The sequence below is a fragment of the Streptomyces sp. NBC_01298 genome (genome assembly GCF_035978755.1).
Classification (GTDB): domain Bacteria; phylum Actinomycetota; class Actinomycetes; order Streptomycetales; family Streptomycetaceae; genus Streptomyces.
The window spans coordinates 6,117,503-6,139,263 of sequence record NZ_CP108414.1; the positions used below are offsets into that span (position 1 = coordinate 6,117,503).

15 protein-coding genes, 2 tRNA genes and 2 pseudogenes are annotated in these 21,761 nt (G+C 71.9%); 16 read left to right on the forward strand and 3 right to left on the reverse strand.

Annotation, left to right across the window (positions count from 1 at the left end):
* Nucleotides 1–24: 24 nt before the first annotated feature.
* The 12 genes and pseudogenes from OG730_RS27750 to OG730_RS27805 all read left to right on the forward strand — a co-directional run bounded on the left by OG730_RS27750 (nt 25) and on the right by OG730_RS27805 (nt 13,806).
* Complete coding sequence (locus tag OG730_RS27750; RefSeq protein WP_327306788.1) at nt 25–1,782, forward strand: LytR C-terminal domain-containing protein; 1,758 nt, start codon at nt 25–27, stop codon at nt 1,780–1,782.
* Nucleotides 1,783–1,923: 141 nt separating this feature from the next.
* Nucleotides 1,924–2,370, forward strand: a complete 447-nt coding sequence (gene rsfS / locus OG730_RS27755; protein WP_250739445.1) for a ribosome silencing factor — start codon at nt 1,924–1,926, stop codon at nt 2,368–2,370.
* A gap of 47 nt (nt 2,371–2,417) precedes the next feature.
* Nucleotides 2,418–3,101, forward strand: coding sequence for a histidine phosphatase family protein (locus OG730_RS27760; protein WP_327306789.1), 684 nt, complete (start codon nt 2,418–2,420; stop codon nt 3,099–3,101).
* 112 nt (nt 3,102–3,213) lie between these two features.
* Nucleotides 3,214–3,286: transfer RNA gene (locus OG730_RS27765), tRNA-Ala, on the forward strand.
* Between the two features lie 137 nt (nt 3,287–3,423).
* Nucleotides 3,424–3,657, forward strand: a complete 234-nt coding sequence (locus tag OG730_RS27770; protein WP_073915042.1) for a hypothetical protein — start codon at nt 3,424–3,426, stop codon at nt 3,655–3,657.
* 177 nt (nt 3,658–3,834) lie between these two features.
* Nucleotides 3,835–3,907, forward strand: a tRNA-Ala gene (locus OG730_RS27775).
* 323 nt (nt 3,908–4,230) lie between these two features.
* On the forward strand, nt 4,231–7,104 hold the full coding sequence (gene leuS, locus OG730_RS27780; protein ID WP_327306790.1) for a leucine--tRNA ligase: 2,874 nt from the start codon (nt 4,231–4,233) through the stop codon (nt 7,102–7,104).
* Nucleotides 7,105–7,263: 159 nt separating this feature from the next.
* Nucleotides 7,264–7,962: a hypothetical protein gene (locus OG730_RS27785; protein ID WP_327306791.1), complete on the forward strand. Its 699-nt coding sequence runs from the start codon at nt 7,264–7,266 to the stop codon at nt 7,960–7,962.
* Between the two features lie 394 nt (nt 7,963–8,356).
* Nucleotides 8,357–9,202 carry a DegV family protein gene (locus OG730_RS27790; RefSeq protein ID WP_327306792.1) on the forward strand — a complete coding sequence of 282 codons (846 nt, stop codon included), beginning with the start codon at nt 8,357–8,359 and terminating at the stop codon, nt 9,200–9,202.
* A gap of 98 nt (nt 9,203–9,300) precedes the next feature.
* A complete protein-coding gene (locus OG730_RS27795) occupies nt 9,301–10,290 on the forward strand; it encodes a ComEA family DNA-binding protein (RefSeq protein ID WP_327306793.1) in 990 nt (329 codons plus the stop codon).
* Between the two features lie 101 nt (nt 10,291–10,391).
* Nucleotides 10,392–12,788, forward strand: a pseudogene (locus OG730_RS27800) (ComEC/Rec2 family competence protein); the annotation flags it as partial.
* A 136-nt stretch (nt 12,789–12,924) separates the two neighbouring features.
* Complete coding sequence (locus OG730_RS27805; RefSeq protein WP_442815033.1) at nt 12,925–13,806, forward strand: YceI family protein; 882 nt, start codon at nt 12,925–12,927, stop codon at nt 13,804–13,806.
* Between the two features lie 164 nt (nt 13,807–13,970).
* Here the strand turns inward: OG730_RS27805 and OG730_RS27810 are convergent, their stop codons facing one another.
* Nucleotides 13,971–14,231 (reverse strand): hypothetical protein, encoded by a 261-nt coding sequence (locus OG730_RS27810; RefSeq protein ID WP_327306794.1) that lies wholly within the window; start codon nt 14,229–14,231, stop codon nt 13,971–13,973.
* A 90-nt stretch (nt 14,232–14,321) separates the two neighbouring features.
* Between OG730_RS27810 and holA the strand changes: the two genes are divergently transcribed.
* Both holA and OG730_RS27820 read left to right on the forward strand, forming a co-directional pair.
* Complete coding sequence (gene holA, locus OG730_RS27815) at nt 14,322–15,314, forward strand: DNA polymerase III subunit delta (protein ID WP_327309448.1); 993 nt, start codon at nt 14,322–14,324, stop codon at nt 15,312–15,314.
* Nucleotides 15,315–15,371: 57 nt separating this feature from the next.
* Nucleotides 15,372–16,349: pseudogene (locus tag OG730_RS27820) on the forward strand (IS481 family transposase); the annotation flags it as partial.
* 468 nt (nt 16,350–16,817) lie between these two features.
* On the opposite strand, the gene OG730_RS27825 reads toward OG730_RS27820, so the two are convergent.
* Nucleotides 16,818–18,248 carry an MFS transporter gene (locus OG730_RS27825; protein ID WP_327306795.1) on the reverse strand — a complete coding sequence of 477 codons (1,431 nt, stop codon included), beginning with the start codon at nt 18,246–18,248 and terminating at the stop codon, nt 16,818–16,820.
* A gap of 92 nt (nt 18,249–18,340) precedes the next feature.
* Here OG730_RS27825 and OG730_RS27830 point away from each other — a divergent pair, with 92 nt between their 5' ends.
* The gene (locus OG730_RS27830) at nt 18,341–19,000 is read left to right on the forward strand and encodes a TetR/AcrR family transcriptional regulator (protein ID WP_327306796.1); all 660 of its coding nucleotides are present in this window, start codon (nt 18,341–18,343) and stop codon (nt 18,998–19,000) included.
* A gap of 197 nt (nt 19,001–19,197) precedes the next feature.
* Here OG730_RS27830 and rpsT read toward each other — a convergent pair whose 3' ends face one another.
* Nucleotides 19,198–19,464: a 30S ribosomal protein S20 gene (rpsT, locus tag OG730_RS27835; protein ID WP_250739437.1), complete on the reverse strand. Its 267-nt coding sequence runs from the start codon at nt 19,462–19,464 to the stop codon at nt 19,198–19,200.
* A gap of 223 nt (nt 19,465–19,687) precedes the next feature.
* Between rpsT and lepA the strand changes: the two genes are divergently transcribed.
* Nucleotides 19,688–21,553 carry a translation elongation factor 4 gene (lepA, locus tag OG730_RS27840; protein ID WP_327306797.1) on the forward strand — a complete coding sequence of 622 codons (1,866 nt, stop codon included), beginning with the start codon at nt 19,688–19,690 and terminating at the stop codon, nt 21,551–21,553.
* The last annotated feature ends 208 nt before the right edge of the window (nt 21,554–21,761 follow it).

A 21,761-nucleotide genomic window follows, 5' to 3' on the forward strand; every position in this document is an offset into this window, starting at 1 on the left:
GCTTCCGGAGAGAGGGGCCCCGCGGTGAACGACCGACACGAGCCGTACGACCCGTATGCCGGCCAGGAGCAGCAGCTCGTCGGCTACGACGTGTACGGGCGGCCGGTGTACGGCCAGGTGCCCGCGCAGCCCGCCCCCGACCCGGCGCCCCCCTATGAGCAGCATCAGCATCAGCAACAGCAGCAGTACGAGCAGGGCTACGGCTACGACTACCAGGGCTACGGCGGGCAGCAGGCCCCGCAGCCCCAGCAGCCGGCCCCGCAGTACTACCCGCAGCAGCCGCAGCAGCAGTACCCGCAGGCCTCCCAGGCCCCGCAGTACGGGTACGACACCCAGGGCGTCCCGCAGTACGACACCCAGGCCACCCAGCAGTGGATCCCGCAGCAGGCCGCCCCCGAGGCCCCGCCGCAGGCGCCCGTGCGGGCTCCCGCGCCCGAGCCGGAGTTCCGTCCCGCCGCCGCGCAGGTCCCGGAGCCGCGCCGGGCCGAGGGGCCGGGCGCGCAGGAGCAGGGGCAGGGGCCCTCGTACCGCACCGAGCAGTTCGCCTTCATCGACCAGGAGGACGAGGAGTCCGAGGACGTCATCGACTGGCTCGCCTTCACCGAGAGCCGGACCGAGCGCCGCGAGGAGGCCCGCCGGCGCGGGCGCAACCGGGTGGTGGCGCTGATCGTCGTGCTGGCCCTCTTCGTCGTCGCGGGCCTCGGCTACCTCTGGTACGCGGGCAAGCTGCCGTTCCTGGAGGCTCCCGGCAAGGCGTCGACGGGCGCGACCGCCTCGGGTCCGCAGAAGCGCGACATGATCGTCGTACACCTGCACAACACCCGGAAGGGCGGTACCTCCACGGCGCTGCTCGTCGACAACGTGACCACCAAGCAGGGCGCCACCGTCCTGGTGCCGAACACCCTGAACGTCTCCAAGGACGACGGCACCACCGCCCAGCTGGGCAAGGCCGTCGCGGACGGGGGCCTGGGCGTACGGGAATCCCTGGACTCGGTCTTCGGCACCCGCATCGGCGGCACCTGGCGCCTGGACACCCCCTTCCTGGAGACCTTCGTCGACCTGGTCAGCGGCATCGAGGTCGACACCGACGTGGCCGTCCCGGCGGACGACGCGGCGAAGGTGCCCGCCGTCGGCAAGGGCCCGAAGCAGAGCCTCAGCGGGGCGATGGCCGTCGCGTACGCCACCTACCGGGCGCCGGGCGAGCCGGAGGCCAAGCAGCTGGACCGGCTCGGCAAGGTCCTGCTGGGCCTGCTGCGCAAGGTGCCGAGCGATCCGAAGTCGGCGGCGATGACGGTGGAGACCACCGGGCAGATCCTGGACCCGGCGCTGAACGCGCAGACGCTGGGCGCGCTGCTCTCCAAGCTCGGCGAGCACGCCAAGGTGGGCGCGTACCGCACCGACCTGCTCGGGGTGAAGCCGGACGGCGGCCTCACGGACGACGCCAACAAGAAGGTCGTCAAGGAGGTCCTCGGCGGCTCGGTCACGGAGGCCCCGCCCGGGGCCCTGCCGCGGGTCGGCCTGAAGGGCGCGACCGGTGACGACAAGACGAACACGGCGGCGAAGGCGGCCCTGCTCAACGGCGGCTACACCCTGGTGGACGGCGGCAAGGCCGACAAGACGGTGCCCACGTCGCAGATCACGTACCAGGACGACGCCCAGCGGGACAAGGCGATCGAGGTCGCCAAGACGCTGGGTCTGCCCGAGACGGCCGTGAAGAAGGCCGAGAACGCGGTGAACGCGGACATCGTGGTGACGCTGGGCAAGGATTACAAACCGTCCTGACCCCTCCCGAGGCCTACTGCCGCCTACGGCGGCGGGGCCCGTCGGGTACGGCTCCGCCCGCGCGGCACGCTGCGCGCGGGCGGTGTCGGCGGTACATGAGACCCTTGTAAGGATCTGCCCGCCAACCCGAAAGCATGGCCAGTGACCGCCACGGACCGCTCCATCGAGCTCATCACCGCCGCCGCCCAGGCCGCGGCCGACCGGCTCGCGCACGACATCATCGCGTACGACGTCAGCGACGTGCTGTCGATCACCGACGCCTTCCTGCTCGCTTCGGCGCCCAACGACCGCCAGGTCAAGTCGATCGTCGACGAGATCGAGGAGAAGCTCCTGAAGGAGCTGGGCGCCAAGCCGGTGCGCCGCGAGGGCGACCGCGACGCCCGCTGGATCCTGCTCGACTACATCGACATCGTCGTCCACGTGCAGCACAGCGAGGAGCGCGTCTTCTACGCGCTGGAGCGCCTGTGGAAGGACTGCCCCGAGATCGACCTCCCCGAGGACGCCAAGCTCACCAAGGGCAAGGCCGAGGAGCACGCCGCGCTGCGCGCCGCGCAGGGCGACGACGAACTGGACGGTGATCTGTTCTGAGCGCGACCCACGACGGCACGACCGGTGACGGCACGACCGGTGACAGTGTGACCGGTGACGGCACGACCGGTGGCGGTACGACCAGCGGTAACAGCCGGACCAGCCGCAAGATCGTCCTGTGGCGGCACGGCCAGACCTCGTGGAACCTGGAGCGCCGCTTCCAGGGCTCCACGGACATCGAGCTGACCGAGGCCGGTGTGGCGCAGGCGCGCCGCGCCGCCCGGCTGCTCGCCTCGCTGAAGCCCGACGCCATCGTCGCCTCGGACCTGATGCGCGCCGCCGCCACGGCTGCCGAGCTGGCGGCCGTCACGGGTCTGGCGGTGACGCACGACGAGGCGCTGCGCGAGACGTACGCCGGCGAATGGCAGGGCCTCACGCACGACGAGATCCTGGACAAGTACGGCGACCAGTACGCGGCGTGGAAGCGCGGCGAGGCGGTCCGCCGAGGTGGCGGCGAGCTGGAGACCGAGGTCGCCGACCGGGCCGCGCCGGTGGTGCTGGAGCACGCCGACCGACTGCCCCCGGGCGGCACGCTCGTGGTGGTCAGCCACGGCGGCACCATCCGTACGACGATCGGCCGCCTGCTGGGCCTGGACTCGTACTACTGGGAGGGCCTTGGCGGGCTCTCCAACTGCTGCTGGTCCGTGCTGGGCGAGGGCGCGCGCGGCTGGCGGCTGATGGAACACAACGCCGGCACGCTGCCCGAACCGGTGCTCGGCGACGACGACTGAGCCCACCTCGGAGCGGCTCCCACCCGGATTTCACTTTCCGGCTGGTCACAGGCTAGAGTTCTTCTTGTTCGCAGCGCAGAACACCGGAAACGGGGGGAGCGTCGCGGAGAGCGGGGCTATAGCTCAGTTGGTAGAGCGCCTGCATGGCATGCAGGAGGTCTGGAGTTCAATTCTCCATAGCTCCACAATCAAGATCCCGTCCCCAACAGGGGGCGGGATCTTTGCTTTTGTCCACAGCTGCCCGAGCGGGCACCGGCATGGCAGAATCGGACGGCCGGAGGGGGGACGACGACGGCCCGACGCGGGAGGGAGTCGCTGACGGATGGGTGCACACCGGCGGCGGTGCGACTGGTGCAACAACGGCACGCCGATCGTGCGGGACATGGAGCCCGTCAACTCCGACTACCAGTACTGGTGCGAGGAATGCGCTCGGGCGCTGATCATAAAAGGCGACCCGATCGAGACCTACCGCGAGCTGGAGGGCGAGCCGATCTACGGGCGGCTGCTCGACGAGCACTGCACGCTCAAGCGGTTCTACCAGTTCGCCCGTGCGTGACGCGGGGACGTGCGACGCGTCGGGAGCCGGGAGTCGGGTCATGTGACGAACAGCCACGAAACGGACATGGCCCGGGGCTCGCGGAAACCGATTTTTGGAGCGGGGCCATCACCGTGTAATGTTTGGGATGTCGCCAAGGGGAACCGGAAACGGGCCAGGAAGCGGCAGGCAAGACAAGGGGCTATAGCTCAGTTGGTAGAGCGCCTGCATGGCATGCAGGAGGTCTGGAGTTCAATTCTCCATAGCTCCACAGTGAAGAAGCGGGCCACCGGAAACGGTGGCCCGCTTCTCGTTGTGTCCCGTCGTGTCCCGTCGAGTCCCGTCCAGTCCCGTCGTGTGTCCACCGGGTGCGTCCCACCGGGTGCGTCCACCGGCCGGAAGGGCAGAGCACCGCTGGGGGCCGCTGCGGTACCCTGACGCCATGCGTGCCGTACGCCTTCTGCTTACCGAGCCGCGCTGAACAGTTCCGACCCCACGAAGCGGTCGGCCCGGCGCGGCGCCCCCTCCTGTGCGAGGGGTTTTTTCGTTTGGGCAGCAGAGCCGGCAGAGACGATCGATGGAGCTTCAGGAATCATGAGCGAGACGAACACCCCGGCCCCCGAGGCGGCCGAGGCGCACCGTTACACGGCTGCCATGGCCGCCGACATCGAGGCACGCTGGCAGGACGTATGGGACGCGCAGGGCACGTACGAGGCCCCGAACCCGACCGGTGACCTGGCGGGTGACGCGACGGTGGTGGCGCGCCCCAAGAAGTTCATCATGGACATGTTCCCGTACCCCTCGGGCGCGGGCCTGCACGTCGGCCACCCGCTCGGGTACATCGCCACCGACGTCTTCGCCCGTCACCAGCGGATGACCGGCCACAACGTCCTGCACACCCTGGGCTTCGACGCCTTCGGCCTGCCGGCCGAGCAGTACGCCGTGCAGACCGGTACGCACCCGCGCGTGTCGACCGAGGCGAACATCGAGAACATGAAGGTCCAGCTGCGCCGGCTGGGCCTGGGCCACGACAAGCGCCGGTCGTTCGCGACGATCGACCCGGACTACTACAAGTGGACCCAGTGGATCTTCCTGCAGATCTACAACTCCTGGTACGACGCGGACGCCGCGAAGGCCCGGCCCATCGCCGAGCTGGTCGCCTCCTTCGAGGACGGCTCCCGCGAGCTGCCCGGCGGAGCCTCCTGGGCCGCGCTGAGCGCGGGTGAGCGCGCCGACGTGCTGAACGGGTACCGGCTGGCGTACGCCTCGGACGCGCCCGTCAACTGGTGCCCCGGGCTGGGCACCGTACTGGCCAACGAGGAAGTCACCGCCGACGGCCGGTCCGAGCGCGGCAACTTCCCCGTCTTCAAGTCCAAGCTGAGCCAGTGGAACATGCGGATCACGGCCTACGCCGACCGCCTGATCGACGACCTGGACGCGCTGGACTGGCCCGAGGCCATCAAGCTGCAGCAGCGCAACTGGATCGGCCGCAGCGAGGGCGCGCGCGTGGACTTCGCGGTCGGCGAGGGCGAGGCCATCACGGTCTTCACCACCCGCCCCGACACGCTGTTCGGCGCCACCTACATGGTGCTGGCCCCCGAGCACGAGCTGGTCGGGAAGATCGTCCCGGCCGAGTGGCCCGCGGGCACCCACCAGCTGTGGACCGGCGGCAACGCGACCCCCGCCGAGGCCGTGGACTCGTACCGCAAGCAGGCCGCCGCGAAGTCGGACGTCGAGCGGCAGGCCGAGGCCAAGGACAAGACGGGCGTCTTCACCGGCGCGTACGCGACCAACCCGGTCAGCGGCGACCTGGTCCCCGTCTTCATCGCGGACTACGTGCTGATGGGCTACGGCACCGGCGCGATCATGGCCGTCCCGGCGCACGACGGCCGCGACTTCGAGTTCGCGCGCGCCTTCGAGCTGCCGATGCGCTGCGTCGTCCAGCCCACGGACGACCGCGACGCCGACCCGCTGGAGTGGGAGGGCGCGTTCTCCTCGTACGACGGCACGATCGTCAACTCGACGGGCGAGGGCATCACGCTGGACGGTCTGGGCGTGGTCGAGGCCAAGGCCGCGATCACCGACTGGCTGGCCGGGCGCGGCATCGGCGAGGGCACCGTCAACTTCCGCCTGCGCGACTGGCTGTTCAGCCGTCAGCGCTACTGGGGCGAGCCCTTCCCGATCGTCTACGACGAGGACGGCGTCGCCTACCCGCTGCCCGAGTCGATGCTGCCCCTGGAGCTGCCGGAGGTCGAGGACTACTCTCCGCGCACCTTCGAGCCCGACGACGCGGCCTCCCAGCCGGAGACCCCGCTGTCGCGCAACCAGGAGTGGGTCAACGTCGAGCTGGACCTGGGCGACGGGCGCGGGGTGCGCGCGTTCCGGCGCGAGACCAACACCATGCCGAACTGGGCCGGCTCCTGCTGGTACGAGCTGCGCTACCTGGACCCGAACAACTCCGAGGCGCTGGTCGACCCGGCGATCGAGCAGTACTGGATGGGCCCGCGCGAGGGTCAGCCGCACGGCGGCGTCGACCTGTACGTGGGCGGCGCCGAGCACGCGGTGCTGCACCTGCTGTACGCGCGCTTCTGGTCCAAGGTGCTGTTCGACCTGGGGCACGTCTCCTCGGTGGAGCCGTTCCACAAGCTGTTCAACCAGGGCATGATCCAGGCGTACGCGTACACCGACTCGCGCGGTGTGTACGTCCCTGCGGCCGAGGTCGAGGAGCGCGACGGCGGCTACTTCTACCAGGGCGAGCCGGTCAAGCGTGAGCACGGCAAGATGGGCAAGTCCCTGAAGAACGCCGTCACGCCGGACGAGATCTGCGAGGAGTACGGCGCGGACACCCTGCGCCTGTACGAGATGGCGATGGGCCCGCTGGACGTCTCGCGTCCCTGGGACACCCGCGCCGTCGTCGGCCAGTACCGGCTGCTGCAGCGCCTGTGGCGCAACGTGGTGGACGAGGAGACGGGCACGGTGACGGTCGTCGACGCGGAGCCGGACGAGGCCACCCTGCGCGCGCTGCACAAGGCGATCGACGGGGTCGGCGGCGATATGACCGGCCTGCGGTTCAACACCGCCATCGCGAAGATCACCGAGCTGAACAACACCCTGACGAAGGCGGGCCGGCCGCTGGAGCGCTCGGTCGCGGAGCGGCTGGTGCTGCTGGTGGCCCCGCTGGCGCCGCACATCGCCGAGGAGCTGTGGCAGCGCCTGGGCCACGGTGAGTCGGTCGTCCACCAGGACTTCCCGGTCGCGGACCCGGCGTACGTCGTGGACGAGAGCGTCACGTGCGTCGTCCAGATCAAGGGCAAGGTCAAGGCCCGCCTGGAGGTCTCTCCGGCGATCTCCGACGCCGAGCTGGAGCAGCTGGCGCTGGCCGACGAGGCGGTCGTGGCGGCGCTGGGCGGGGCGGAGATCCGCAAGGTGATCGTGCGCGCGCCGAAGCTGGTGAACATCGTCGTCTGACGTCCGTCGTCTGACGTCCGTCGTCTGACGTCTGACGTCCGATGTCTGAGGCGTCTAGGGGTAATCCCGTACGGGCAGGTTGGGGGTTCGATTGGAACCCGCGGCCTGCCCGTGGCGTTTACGGTGGAAGGGACGTAAACGGCTGGGGAAGGGACCCTCATGGAGGCTTTTATCATCGTGGCCCTAGTGCTGCTGTTCGCCTTCCTGGGGCTCGGTGCCTACGTGACGACGAAGGTGGTCAAGGCCGCCGCACGCGGGGTGGACCGGACCATCACCCAGGCCCGCCGCACGGTGGAGGACACCACCTTGAAGGCCCGCAGCTTCGGCCAGATCGGTGTCCCCGGCGCGCTGGCCACGCTGCGTCTGGACCTGCGGAACTCGATGCGCGCGACGCAGCAGGCGCTGTACCAGGGGGTCCAGACGGACGCCTCGCTCCAGGAGTCGATCGGCCTGTTCGAGCGGCTGAGCGCGCACGGGCACGAACTCGACGACGAACTGAAGCGCCTGGAGGCGGAGCCCGACCGGCAGCGGATCGCGGCGGTGCTGCCGGACCTGCGGGAGCGCACGGCGCAGATCACGCAGGCTTCGGACTCGCTGCGCTGGGCGGCGCGAGACCGCGCGCGGCGCTTCGCGGAGGAGGACCTCTCGCACCTGTCGGACCAGATCGACGTCGAGTCGGGCGCCCTGAGGGACTGGTCCCGCGCCCCGTCCGACGCCTTCCCCCACTCGACTCCCGAGCCGGCCGCCACGCCCACGACCCAGACCTGGAACACCCCCGAGCCCGCGGCCCTCACGGAACCCACCCCGCCCCCCTCATACCCCTGGCAGAAGACCCGCCGCCCGGAGGCGACGACCTGAGCGGGGTGTCAGGAGACGGTCTGGGGGCAGGGCCAATTCAGCCGTCCGGCGTTTGAGGACCGGGGTCTGGGGCGGAGCCCCAGGGGGGTCTGGGCGTAGCCCGGTACCGCTTCCCAGCCCGTCCGGCGTTTGGGGACCGGGTCAGGGCGGAGCCCTGGGAACGGTGGAAGGGTGGGTAGGGGACCCAGCCCCGCAGGGCCGGACCGCCCGCCGCCCGGCCGGAGCCCAGAGGGTGGCCCGACGGGGGCTTGGGCGACAGCCCGCCGTCGGCCCGGCCGGAGCCCGGCCGAGCGCCCAGAGCCGGCCCGGCCGGCACGCACCCGGAACCGCGGCCGGAGGCTTGCCGGTGGACCCGGGCTGCCGGAACACCTCCACTGCCGGTAACCTCCGCCTCATGTCCCGCCATGTCGCGATCGTCACGGATTCCACGGCCTACCTGCCCCAACCGGCCATGGCGCGGCACGGAATCATCTCCGTCCCGCTGACCGTGGTCCTCGGCGACGAGGCCCTGGAAGAGGGCACCGAGATCTCCGCCAGGAGCCTTGCCCTGGCCCTGCAGAAGCGCCGCTCGGTCACCACGTCCCGCCCCAGCCCCGAGGACTTCGTCCAGGCCTATCGCTCCGCCGTGGAGGCCGGTGCGACGGCCATCGTCAGCCTGCACCTGTCGGCGGAGTTCTCCGGCACCTACGACGCCGCCGTTCTCGCCGCGAAGACCGCCCCGGTGCCCGTCCGCGTCGTCGACACCGGCATGGTCGCCATGGCCCTGGGCTTCTGCGCCCTGGCCGCGGCGGAGGTGTCCGAAGCCGGGGGTTCCCTCGACGAAGCCGTCGCCGCCGCCGAGAAGCGGGCCGCCGGCATGTCCGCGTACTTCTACGTCGACACCCTCGACTACCTCCGCCGCGGCGGCCGCATCGGGGCCGCGCAGGCCCTCCTCGGCTCGGCGCTCGCGGTCAAGCCGCTGCTCACGCTGGACGGCGGGCGGATCGAGATGCTGGAGAAGGTGCGCACGGCCTCGAAGGCCATAGCTCGCCTGGAGGAGCTGGCCGTCGAACGCGCGGGATCGGGCCCCGTCGACGTGGCCGTCCATCATCTCGCGGCCCCGGAACGCGCGGAGAAGCTGGCGCAGAGGCTTCGCGAGCGCATCCCCGGGCTGGTCGAGCTGCACGTCAGCGAGGTCGGTGCGGTGATCGGGGCCCATACCGGACCGGGGCTGCTGGCGGCGGTCGTCTCCCCGCGCTGATCACCGGATCGGGTGGTGGAGATATCCACAACAAGCTCTCCATCCACCGGAATTGAAGGTTCCGAACGCGTGTCGGTGATCGGTCCTACCGTCGTGGCATGACTCTTCGTACGCGCACGTCAGGTCCCGCCGGCGCCACCAGTGGCCCCGGCCGTCCCCGCCTCTCCGACAGCCGTCTGCGGCACCGCCGCGGACAGCGACCCGGCCGCCCCGATCCCGCGGTGGTGCGCCGCCGGGCCGAGGCCCTGCTCGGAGCGGGCCGTCCTCCGGGTGCTCCGCCGCCGGCCGGGGCGGGGCCGCGGGACGGCCGATCCGTCGGGGCGCCGGCCGAGCCGGAGGCTCCCACCCGTCCGGATCCACCGGCCGGGTCCTCTCCGGTGGTCCGGCCCGAGGGGCCTGCCCGGGGTGAGGCCGCGCCCGAGGATCGGGAGGCGCGCGGCCGGGTCTTACGGTGGCTCGCGCTGCGGGAGCGGCTGCCCGTGTGGCTCCAAACCCGCTGCGGGGTGGAGCCGCGGACCGTGGTGGCCGTCTCGGTGGTGCTCGTCGTCGCCGTCGGATTCGCCGTGCAGCAGTTCGGGGCGGCCCGGCCCCGGCCGGTGACCGCACCCGCCGTGGTGGCCCCCGCGGCGGCCGCCCTGCCGGCCCCGACAGCTGTGCGGGCGGGCCACGGGGGCGGTCCCATCCTAGTGGACGTCAGCGGCAAGGTCCGTGATCCCGGGGTGCGCAGGCTGCCGTCGGGCTCGCGCGTCGAGGACGCCTTGGCCGCCGCCGGTGGAGTGCGGCCCGGGACGGACACCACCGGACTGAACCGGGCCCGCGTCCTGATGGACGGCGAACAGGTGCTGGTGGGCGCTCCGGCCCCACCGCCGCCGACCGGCCGGGGCGGTCCCGCCTCCGGGCCGCTGAGCCTCGGCACGGCCACGGCCGAGCAACTGGACGGCCTGCCGGGGGTGGGACCGGTCCTCGCGCAGCACATCGTGGACTTCCGCACGGTGCGCGGGGGCTTCCGCTCCGTGGAGGACCTCCGCCAGGTCAACGGGATCGGCGAGCGCCGATTCGCCGACCTGCGCGAGCTGGTGCGGCCGTGAGCCGGCCCGGCGGACCGGGGCGGGGTGCGGATGCTTCGGGTCCGGCCGCTCGGGGGGCCTTGGCGGGGGGTTCGGGCGGGAGGGGGTGCGTTGAGCCGGGTCTGGTCGGGGTGGGTGAGGGGGGTTCGGACGGGAGGGAGCAGGGCGCGGGGGATGCGGGGCCGGTGGATTTGCGGCTGGTGGGGCCTGCTCTGGCCCTGTGGGGGGCGGCCGCCGTGGGCCTCGGGATGCCCGTCGGACGGAGTGCCCTCATGGCGGGGCTGGGAGTGGGCGCGGCCGGGCTGCTGATGCTGGCCGGCCGGGGGCGCTCCGCGCCGGTCCGGACGGCCCTGGCGGCGGTCCTGCTGTGCGCGGCCGCCGGAGCCGGGGTGGCGGGGCTCCAGCGGGCCGAGGCGCGGGCCGGTCCGGTCCCGGAGCTGGCCCGGGAGCACGCGCGGGTGCTGGCCGACCTCACCGTGGGCTCCGATCCGCGGACGGCCCGGACCGGGAGCGGTCCGCCGGTGGTGCTGCTCGACGCGGTGGTGACCCGAGTGACCGGGCCCGACGGTGCCCGGACCCGGGTCTCGACCCCGGTACGGGTGCTGGCGGGGCATCCGGGGTGGGCCCGGCTGCAGCCCTCGACCCGGGTCGAGGTGGTGGCCCGGCTGGCTCCGGCGCGGGACGGGGAGCGGGCCGTCGCCCTGCTCCGTCCGGCCGGTGACGCCCCGCCCCGGGTGACCGGCGGGCCGGACGCCGTGCAGGGGATCGCCGGGCGGCTACGGGCCGGGCTGCGCGAGGTCACCGACGGGCTGGCCCCGGACGCCAGGGCCCTGCTGCCCGGGCTGGTGGTCGGGGACACCTCGCGGGTGGAGCCCGATCTGCACGACGCGTTCCGCGCCACCGATCTGCTGCACCTGCTGGCCGTGTCCGGCTCCAACCTGACCGTGGTGCTCTTCCTGCTGATCGGAGCCCCGGCCCGCGCGCAGCGGGCCGAGCGCGGCGGGCTCGCCCCGCGGCTGGGGCTCTCGCTGCGGGCGACGGCCCTGTGCGGGATGGCACTGACCCTGGCCTTCGTGGTGGTGTGCCGGCCGGAGCCCAGCGTGCTGCGGGCGGCGGCCTGCGGCTCGGTCACCCTGCTGGCCATCGCCACCGGGCGGCGCAGATCCCTGATCCCGGCGCTGGCCGCCGCCGTCGTGCTCCTGGTGCTCTACGACCCCTGGCTGGCCCGGAGCTACGGCTTCCTCCTCTCCGTCCTGGCCACCGGGGCCCTGCTGACGCTGGCTCCCCGGTGGAGCGAGGCCCTGCGGCGGCGCGGGACGCGGCCCCGCCTCGCCGAGGCGCTGGCGGCCGCGGCGGCCGCCCAGGCGGTGTGCGCGCCGGTCGTGGCGGTGCTGTCGGCCCGGGTGAGCCTGGTGGCGGTGCCCTGCAACCTGCTGGCGGAGCTGGCGGCGGGACCCGCCACGATCCTCGGGTTCGCCGCGCTGGCCGCGGCCCCGGTGTGCCGGCCCGTGGCCGAGGTGCTCGCCTGGTGCGCGGGCGTGCCCGCCGGGTGGATCGCCGCCGTGGCCCGGAGCGGGGCGGGGCTGCCCGGGGCGGAGCTGGGCTGGCCCGGCGGGGTGGGCGGAGGGCTGCTGCTCGCCGCGGCCACCTTCGCGGCGGTACTGCTCGGCGGGCGGGTCGGCCGTGGACGATGGCTCGCCTCCGCCCTGGCCGTGCTGCTGATCCTCGCCGTACTCAGGCCGCCACTGGTCATTCGTACGGTCAAGGGCTGGCCACCGCCCGACTGGATCTACACCCAGTGCGCGGTGGGCCAGGGGGACGCCGCCGTACTCGCGGTCGGCCCGGGTACGGCCGTGGTGGTGGACGCGGGCCCCGAGCCGGGGCCGGTGGACGCGTGCCTGAGGGAGCTGGGCGTGAGCCGGGTGCCGCTGGTCCTGCTGACGCACTTTCACGCCGACCACGTGGGCGGGTTGGCGGGGGTGTTCAAGGGCCGCTCGGTGGGTGTGGTGCAAGTCACCGGACTGGAAGAACCGCCCGGGCAGGCCGCGTTCGTACGGCGGACGGCGACCGCCGCGGGGGTTCCCCTCGTCCGCGCCGTGGAGGGGGAGCGGCGCCGGGCCGGGCCGCTGGAGTGGCAGGTGCTGTGGCCGGCCGGGGACGCCTTCCCCGAGGGCCCCAATGACGCGAGCGTGGCCCTGCTGGTGCGCGCCGCGGGCCTGACCCTCCTCCTGCTGGGCGACCTCGAACCGGGTTCCCAGCAGGCCCTGCTGAGGAACCATCCGGAACTGGGGCCCGTCGACGTCCTCAAGGTCGCCCACCACGGCAGCGCCCATCAGGATCCCGGCCTGCACGAGCGGATCCGGCCGCGCCTCGCGATCGTCCCCGTGGGCGCCGGGAACAGGTACGGGCACCCCGCGGCGGGTACGCTCGCCCGGCTGCGGGAGCTCGGCGCGGCAGTGCTGCGCACGGACGAAGACGGTTCGGTCGCCGTCACCGGCAGCGGCCCGCGACTGCGCGCGTTCCCGGCCATTCGCCGACGGGGCCGTCCCGGGCATACCAGGAGTGACCACTCCGTTTGCCCGCAACCCGACAGCATGATCGAATGCGTTTTCGCCAGAGCGGTCCAAGCCCATACAGCACGGGGGTGCATAAACCATGTTCAGTCGCAGACGGGGGATGGAGACGGCCGGAAGCGCCAGTCCCCATACATCCGCGACACTGACGCTTCCTCATACCGCGCGGCTGCTCAGCTGCCGGGTGCTCGACACGGTCCACCAGCCGGTCCGGCAGGCCAAGTTCGAGGTGACCGACCCGATAGGCCGACGGATCGTCAGCGGGGAGACCGACCCGTACGGCGGTTTCACGGCGACCGTGCCGGCGGGCGAGTACCGGCTGGCCGTCACGGCCGAGGGGTACGCGCCCTTCCACGGGGCGACGCTGGTGGGGGACCCGGCGCAGCCCGGCACCGGGGAGATCGTCCTGGACCCGGTGGACCCGCCGCTGCTGCCGCAGCCCGGCCACTGGGAGCTCGACCCGGGACATTCCTCGATCGGGTTCTCGGCCCGGCACATCGGCTTCGCCCGGATCAACGGCCGGTTCAACACCTTCGCCGGCGCGGTGCGGATAGCCGACCGGATGGAGGACTCCTCCATGCGCGTGATCATCGACGCGGCGAGCATCGACACCGGACTGCGGATGCGGGACGACCACCTGCGCTCCGCGGACTTCCTGGACGCTGCCCGCCACCCGACGGTGGAGTTCTACAGCGAGCGGTTCATCCACCGCAGCGGAAGCCGCTGGTCCGTGGCGGGCGCCCTCACCCTCCACGGGGTCAGCCGGTCCGTGACCCTGGACACCCAGTACCTGGGGCTGGGTACCGGCCTGGAGGGCGAACCGAGGGCGGCCTGCCGGGCGACGGCCGAACTGAACCGCGAGGACTTCACGCTGAACTGGCAGTCGATGCTGGCGCACGGGATCGCGGCGATCGGTTCGACCGTGGAAGTGACCCTGGACATGCAGGTCGTACACAAGGCCTGACCGGGTGGGGTGCGGCGGCCGCGCGCGGGGGCCGGCGGCCGCTGCGCCGCGGCGGCCCGCACATCCGCCGGATGCGCGGACCGCCGCGGCGGGGGACGCCAGGTGCCGAGGGGCGCGGTCAGCCGCCGGGTGGTGTCGTGTCCGCCGCGTCGCCGCGCCGGAGGTTACGGGGCTTCGAGCCAGCCGTCGTACTCGGCGGCGAGTTCGTCCAGGGCCGTGGCGTCCAGCCGTTCGCTCGGGTCCTCGACGACCACCAGCCACTGGGCGTCCTCGGCGTCGTCCTCGCCGGCGAGGGCGTCGCGGACCAGCTGCGGTTCCTCCGGGAGGCCGAAGCGGTCGGCCAGCTCCCGCGCCACCTCGTCGGCGGCGTCGCGGTCGGGCAGGACCAGTACATGTCGCACGTTCACCCGGACATTCTCGGGCATGGGGGAGGGAGCCGTGGCAGGGGGCCGGGAAGGGGATGTGAAGGGCCGGGCCGCGAGGGTCTGTCAGTACGGCGTGGGATGCTGGAGGCGATGGCCACCAGGAAGAATTCCACCGACGATCCGCTCGCCCCGATCACCCTCGCGGTGGGGCAGGAGGACCTGCTGCTCGACCGCGCCGTGCGGGAGGTCGTGACGGCGGCGCGCGCCGCCGATGCCGACACGGACGTGCGTGACCTCGCCTCCGAACAGCTCCAGCCCGGCACCCTGGCCGAGTTGACCAGCCCCTCGCTCTTCTCGGAGCGCAAGGTGCTCGTCGTACGCAATGCGCAGGACCTCTCGGCTGACACGGTCAAGGAGGTCAAGGCGTACCTCGCCGCGCCGTTCGAGGAGATCGCCCTCGTCCTGCTCCACGCGGGCGGCGTCAAGGGCAAGGGCCTGCTGGACGCGGCGCGGAAGGCGGGTGCCCGTGAGATCGCCTGCCCGAAGATGACGAAGCCGGCGGACCGGCTGGCGTTCGTGCGGGGGGAGTTCCGGACGCTGGGCCGTTCGGCCACGCCCGAGGCCTGCCAGACGCTGGTCGACGCCATCGGCAGTGACCTGCGGGAGCTGGCGAGCGCGGCCGCGCAGTTGTGCGCGGACGTCGAGGGCACGATCGACGAGGCCGTGGTCGGCCGCTACTACACCGGGCGGGCCGAGGCCTCGAGCTTCACCGTCGCCGACCGGGCGGTGGAAGGGCGCGCCGCGGAGGCCCTGGAGGCCCTGCGCTGGTCGCTGTCCACGGGTGTGGCTCCGGTCCTGATCACCAGCGCGCTGGCCCAGGCGGTACGGGCGATCGGGAAGCTGGCCTCGGCCCCGCGGGGGGCCCGTCCGGGGGACCTCGCGCGGGACCTCGGCATGCCGCCGTGGAAGATCGACCGGGTGCGGCAGCAGATGCGGGGATGGTCGGCGGATGGTGTCGCGGACGCGCTGCGTGCGGTGGCGGATGCGGATGCGGGGGTCAAGGGCGGGGGTGACGACCCGGAGTACGCCTTGGAGAAGGCGGTCGTCGCGGTCGCCCGTGCGGCGCGGACCCGGCGGGGCTAGGTATAAAACTGCCGGACGTTGGTTACACATGGGTCTCCGAATAGACGGAGGTCTGCCATGCCCCCTTCGCCGCAACAGCAGCAGGACCGCCAGGCCCAACATCGGCTGGCGGTCCTACGACACGCCGAAGAAGTCACCGGGAACGTCGCGCTGACCTGCCGCTACTACGGAATCAGCCGCACCTGCTTCTACAAGTGGCAGCGCCGGTACCAGGACGAGGGCCTTGAGGGCTTGCGGGATCGCTCCAGCAAGCCCCACCACTGCCCCCACGCCACCGAGGACGACGTCGTCAACAAGATCGTCTACCTGCGGAAGCACTACCACTTCGGTCCGATGAAGATCAAGATGTACCTGAAGCGGTACCACGACATCGACATCGCCTGCTCCGCTGTCTACCGCATCCTCAAAAGGCTCGGGATGAACCGTCTGCCGGCCTCTCAGCGCTACAAGCGGCACGACAAGCGCTACACCCGCTACGAGAAGCAGCAGCCCGGCAACAGAGTCCAGATCGACGTAAAATTCATCGAACCGATCGGCCTACCAGAGCAGACACCAGCTGCGGCGCCAGTCACCGCAACCCTGCCCAAGCGACGACGGCGGGCGAAGTGCTACCAGTTCACCGCCATCGACGACTGCACCCGACTGCGGGTCCTGCGAATCTACCCGCGGTGCGACCAGAAGACCGCCGTCCAGTTTCTCGACTACGTCCTGGAGCGCCTGCCGTTCCGCGTCGAAGTGATCCAGACCGACAACGGAGCCGAGTTCCAGTCCGCCTTCCACTGGAACGTCCTCGACAAAGGCATCGCCCACACCTACATCAAACCTGCATCACCGCACCTCAACGGCAAGGTCGAACGCTCCCACCGCATCGACGCCGAGGAGTTCTACCGCATGCTCGAAGGCGTCGTCATCGACGACACAGGCGTCTTCAACGACAAGCTCCGCGAGTGGGAGGACTACTACAACTACCACCGCCCCCACGGCGCCCGCGGCGGCCAGACACCCTACGAACGCCTGAAGCAGAAGACCCAGACCCCGGTGCAATCAAGCTCCGGCAGATGCACACCTAGACCGTCTCTTTCGGATCTTGTCGGGCCCCGGAGCCGTGCCTCGAAGCCGGGCCCCGGAGCCGTGCCTTGAAGCCGGGCCCCGGGCCCCTGGGCGCCTGGGCGCTTGGCCCCTCTGGGCCCTGAGCTCCTGCCTGGCTGCTGTCCTCTGACCGCTTCCCCTGGCCGTGAGGCGGGCCGGGCTGCCGACGTCGGGGGCGGGTGCGGGCGGTGGGCTCCGCGGGGCGAAGTCCCCTACCCGCCCTTCGCCCGTTCCCCGGGGCTCTGCGCCCGGACCCTCCTCCAACTACCGCTCGGCGCTGCCCCTGCCGCGCGTGGCGCTGCCGCGCGTCGCGGTCGCCCGGGCGGTGCGGGGCCGGGCGGGGCCGGCTCTTCGGCTCGGAGCCGCCGCCGTGTGCGGTGCTGGTTGCGGAACGCTGGTCCTGGGGTGGGTGGGTCAGTGGGCCGCGGTTCGGGTGGCGTTGGGATCGGGGCGGCCCTTGGGGAGGAGCAAGGGGGTGGCCAGGGCCAGGGTCAGGGCCGGGTAGGCGAGGGTGGTGAAGTCGGCCGTGGCCAGGGCGGCGATGGCGATGGCCGCGCCCAGTTCGTGCGAGGTGCCGACCAAGCCGGAGGCCAGGCCTGTGTGGGCCGGGGCCACTTCGGACAGGGCCGAGGTGGTGGCGCACACGAAGGCCGCGCCGAGTCCGAGGGCCAGCAGGGCGAAGCCGGGGACCAGGCCCGACCAGAGGCCGCCCAGGGAGGTGAGGGCCGCGCCCGCGGCGGCCACGGTGAACGCCGCCGCGCCGACCGGGCGCCAGCCGAAGCGGGGGAGCAGCCGGGAGCCCAGGTGTGCGCCGGCGGTGGCCGCCACCGCCGCGGGGAGGAAGGCCAGCCCGGTGATCAAGGGGCTGCGCCCGAGGGACTGCTGGATGTGCAGGGAGCTCAGGTAGAACCCGGTCACGAGCAGGCCCGCCGCCCCCAGTATCACCGCGCTGCCGCCCAGGAGGGAGCGCCGGCCCGGCATGGCGGGGGGAATCAGGGGGTTGGCGGAGCGGCGTTGTGTCGCGATCAGGAGGGCCAGTACGGCCAGGGCGGCGATGGTGGGGAGCCAGGAGCATTCGGTCAGGCCGTAGACGAGTGCGCCCGCGGCCAGGGTCGGCAGGAGGATCGCCGGCCCGTTCAGCGGAGCGGTTCGGCGGGCGGGGTCCGCCGTGGCGGACGTGGCGGGGAGCGGGCGGCCGAGCAGGAGCGGTACTCCGATGAGGGCGAGGGCGCCGACGGGCAGGTTGAGGTAGAAGATCCAACGCCAGCCGGGCCCGTCGGTAAGGATTCCGCCGAGCAGGACCCCGAGGGCCGCGCCGGTGCCGCCGATCGCCGCCCACGCCCCGAGGGCGCGATGCCGGGCCGGGCCCTGGAACAGGGTCGTGACCAGCGACAGGGCGGCCGGTGAGAGCAGGGCCGCGCCGACGCCCTGTGCGGAGCGGGCCGCGATCAGCGTGGCGGCGTCTCCCGCGAGCCCGGAGGCTGCGGAGGCGGCGGTGAAGAGGGCCAGCCCGGTCAGGAAGGTCCGCACCGCACCGAACCGGTCCGCGAGCCGGCCGCCGGCCAGCAGGAGGGCGCCGAAGAACAGGGTGTACGCCGTGACGATCCAGGTCAGGCCGGTGCCGGAGAGGGAGAGGTCGGCGCCGATGGCGGGGAGGGCGACGTTCACGACGGTGACGTCGGCGATGAGCATGAACTGGGCCAGGCAGAGGAGGGCGAGGAGGGGGCGACGGCGCGGGTGGGGCGGTGGGCCATGGCTCGGGTGGGGACTCTGGTGGGTGCCCGGGTGGGGGTGTGCGTGGTTGTCCTGGTGGTGGTCCTGCGGGTGCGGAGTGTGCGGGGGCATGGCGAAGCCGCTCCTAAAGTTAACAAGTGTGTTAGGTATTGAGTATGCGGGCTCGCCTGGGGAATGTGAACAGTGGTGTTAAGTTTGTCGGCATGGTCTCCGACGCACCCCGCCCCCGCCGCGCAGACGCCGAGCGCAACACCGCCGCGATCGTCGACGCGGGCCTCGACTGTTTCCTGGCCGATCCGCAGGCGAGCATGGCCGCGATCGCTCGCGCCGCCGGCGTCAGCCGCGTCACGCTCTACTCGCACTTCCCGACCCGGGAAGCCCTCCTCGACGCCGCCCTCGACCGGGCCGTCGGTGAGGCCGCGGCCACGCTGGAGGGGCTCGGCGGCGAGGAGGGGGCGACCGGGGGAGGCGCGGCCGGGGGAGGCCCCGCCGGGGAGGGCGGCGTGGAGGAGGCCCTCGGGGTGCTCATTCGCGGCTCGTGGCGGGTTCTCGACCGGCACTCCGCGGTGTTCGCGGCCGTCTCCGCGGCGCTGCCGCCCGAGCGGTTGCGCGAGCGCCACGACCGGATCCTCGCTCCCGTCCGCCGCGTGATCGGCCGTGGCCGGGAGAGCGGCGAGCTGCGCGCCGACCTGTCCGCGGACTGGCTGGTCACGGTCGTCTACAGCCTGGTCCACGCGGCCGCCGCCGAGGTGCAGGCCGGACGGATGACCCCGGCCGAGGCGCCGGAGATCCTCACGGCCACCGTCCTGGCCGCGGTCTCGGCCCGCCCCGCCGCGCCGGCGAGGCCTGCGGAGCCGGCCTGAGGGGCCCGCCCGCGGCGACGCGGCGCATGCCGAAGGCCCCGGTCGCTGCCCTGGGGAAGGGAGGCGATCGGGGCCTTCGGTTACTTCTCTGGGTGCGCCGCACCCGCGTGGCGAACGCTTCGTGTGCGGCGCGGAGTGCCGGTCGGGAGCGGGAGAGAGGGCCCGCTGGATCCTTGCCCGGCGATCACATCAGGGGCTCAGCCCTGAAGGGAGGCAACCTTGGTCGCCAGCGCCGACTTCTTGTTGGCGGCGGCGTTCTTGTGGATGACACCCTTCGAGACGGCCTTGTCGAGCGCGCGGGAAGCGGCGCGGGAAGCCACGGTGGCCTTCTCGACGTCACCGGCGACGACGGCCTCACGGGCCTTGCGGATGGCGGTCTTGAGCGAGGACTTGACGGCCTTGTTGCGAAGGCGAGCCTTCTCGTTCGTCTTGTTGCGCTTGACCTGGGACTTGATGTTCGCCACGAAAGAGCCTTTGCAGGTTCAGAGATTTGATCTTCGGATTGCGTCCCGTAGAGCTAGAGGGCACACGAGACACAGCTGCTCAGGCTACCAGCTGCCGTTCGACCGGCCCAAACCGAGCGCACTCTCCGGTTCATGGGACCATGGGAGTCTGCGTATAGATCCGTTTCGCGCAGACCGACGCCCACACTTCGTTCCGACTGCGACCCGAGAATCAGGACACTGCGTGCCCGCGATCCCCAGCCACGTGCCCGAGCCGAGCCGTACCGACCCGGCGCTGATCCGCAATTTCTGCATCATCGCGCACATCGACCACGGCAAGTCGACCCTTGCCGACCGGATGCTCCAGCTCACCGGTGTGGTGGACTCGCGGCAGATGCGCGCCCAGTACCTCGACCGCATGGACATCGAGCGTGAGCGCGGCATCACGATCAAGTCCCAGGCCGTCCGGCTGCCGTGGGCCCCGAACACGGGCGAGGACCTGGGCAAGACCCACATCCTCAACATGATCGACACCCCCGGGCACGTCGACTTCACCTACGAGGTCTCCCGCTCCCTGGCGGCGTGCGAGGGCACGGTCCTCCTGGTGGACGCGGCCCAGGGCATCGAGGCGCAGACCCTCGCCAACCTGTACCTGGCGATGGAGAAGGACCTGGCGATCGTCCCGGTCCTGAACAAGATCGACCTGCCGGCCGCCCAGCCGGAGAAGTTCGCCGAGGAGCTCGCGAACCTGGTCGGCTGCCAGCCCGAGGACGTCCTGCGCGTCTCGGCGAAGACCGGTCTCGGCGTGGACGTGCTGCTCGACAAGATCGTCGCCACGGTCCCGGCCCCGGTCGGCCCCAAGGACGCCCCGGCCCGCGCGATGATCTTCGACTCCGTGTACGACTCGTACCGCGGTGTCGTCACGTACGTCCGTGTCGTCGACGGCCAGCTCAACAAGCGCGAGCGCATCCGGATGATGTCGACCGGCGCCACGCACGAGCTGCTGGAGATCGGCGTCTCCTCCCCGGAGATGACCCCGGCCGACGGCATCGGCGTCGGCGAGGTGGGCTACATCATCACCGGCGTGAAGGACGTCCGTCAGTCCAAGGTCGGTGACACCATCACCAGCCTGAACAACGGCGCGACCGAGGCCCTCGGCGGCTACAAGGACCCGCGCCCGATGGTCTTCTCGGGCCTGTACCCGCTCGACGGCTCGGACTACCCGGACCTGCGCGAGGCCCTGGACAAGCTCCAGCTCAACGACGCCGCGCTGGTCTACGAGCCCGAGACCTCGGCGGCGCTGGGCTTCGGCTTCCGCGTCGGCTTCCTCGGCCTGCTGCACCTGGACGTGGTGCGCGAGCGCCTGGAGCGCGAGTTCGGCCTCGACCTGATCGCCACCGCGCCCAACGTGGTCTACCGCGTCGTCCTGGAGGACGGCAAGGAGGTCACCGTCACCAACCCGAGCGAGTTCCCCGAGGGCAAGATCAGGGACGTGTTCGAGCCGGTCGTACGGGCCACCCTGCTCGCGCCCTCCGAGTTCATCGGCGCGATCATGGAGCTCTGCCAGCAGCGCCGCGGCACCCTCCTCGGGATGGACTACCTCTCCGAGGACCGGGTCGAGATCCGCTACACGCTCCCGCTCGCGGAGATCGTCTTCGACTTCTTCGACCAGCTGAAGTCCAAGACGCGCGGCTACGCCTCCCTCGACTACGAGCCCACCGGCGAGCAGTCCGGCAGCCTGGTCAAGGTCGACATCCTGCTGCACGGCGACAAGGTCGACGCCTTCTCCGCCGTCTGCCACAAGGACGCGGCCTACGCCTACGGCGTGCGCCTGGTCGCCAAGCTGCGCGAGCTCATCCCGCGGCAGGCCTTCGAGATCCCGATCCAGGCGGCCGTCGGCTCGCGGGTCATCGCCCGCGAGACCATCCGCGCCATCCGCAAGGACGTCCTCGCCAAGTGCTACGGCGGTGACATCTCCCGTAAGCGGAAGCTGCTGGAGAAGCAGAAGGAAGGCAAGAAGCGCATGAAGATGGTCGGCTCCGTGGAGGTCCCGCAGGAGGCCTTCATCGCCGTCCTCTCCAGTGACGAGTCCGGCGGCAAGAAGAAGTAGCCGCGGCGAAGCCATTGGATGCGAAGCAGGCCCCCGTGCTCCGGCGCGGGGGCCCGCTGCGTATCCGGCCACGGAGCGGAACGCGGGTCGCGGGCGTCCGCTTCGTTATGAATCGGCGTCCCAGGGGCCCTTACGCGCCAGGCGGAGGGCCCCTAGTCTGATCACTGCTCGTTGGTTACTCGCCAGTTACAAGTCCTGTACATGCCCT

Excerpts from the sequence above, each read along its gene's own strand:
- OG730_RS27825 (WP_327306795.1), bottom strand. The coding sequence starts at position 18,248 with ATGCCCCCGCACACTCCGCACCCGCAGGACCACCACCAGGACAACCAC.
- OG730_RS27795 (WP_327306793.1), top strand. The coding sequence starts at position 9,301 with ATGACTCTTCGTACGCGCACGTCAGGTCCCGCCGGCGCCACCAGTGGC.
- OG730_RS27830 (WP_327306796.1), top strand. The coding sequence starts at position 18,341 with ATGGTCTCCGACGCACCCCGCCCCCGCCGCGCAGACGCCGAGCGCAAC.
- holA (WP_327309448.1), top strand. The coding sequence starts at position 14,322 with ATGGCCACCAGGAAGAATTCCACCGACGATCCGCTCGCCCCGATCACC.
- OG730_RS27785 (WP_327306791.1), top strand. The coding sequence starts at position 7,264 with ATGGAGGCTTTTATCATCGTGGCCCTAGTGCTGCTGTTCGCCTTCCTG.
- OG730_RS27770 (WP_073915042.1), top strand. The coding sequence starts at position 3,424 with ATGGGTGCACACCGGCGGCGGTGCGACTGGTGCAACAACGGCACGCCG.
- OG730_RS27810 (WP_327306794.1), bottom strand. The coding sequence starts at position 14,231 with ATGCCCGAGAATGTCCGGGTGAACGTGCGACATGTACTGGTCCTGCCC.
- leuS (WP_327306790.1), top strand. The coding sequence starts at position 4,231 with ATGAGCGAGACGAACACCCCGGCCCCCGAGGCGGCCGAGGCGCACCGT.
- OG730_RS27790 (WP_327306792.1), top strand. The coding sequence starts at position 8,357 with ATGTCCCGCCATGTCGCGATCGTCACGGATTCCACGGCCTACCTGCCC.
- OG730_RS27805 (WP_442815033.1), top strand. The coding sequence starts at position 12,925 with ATGTTCAGTCGCAGACGGGGGATGGAGACGGCCGGAAGCGCCAGTCCC.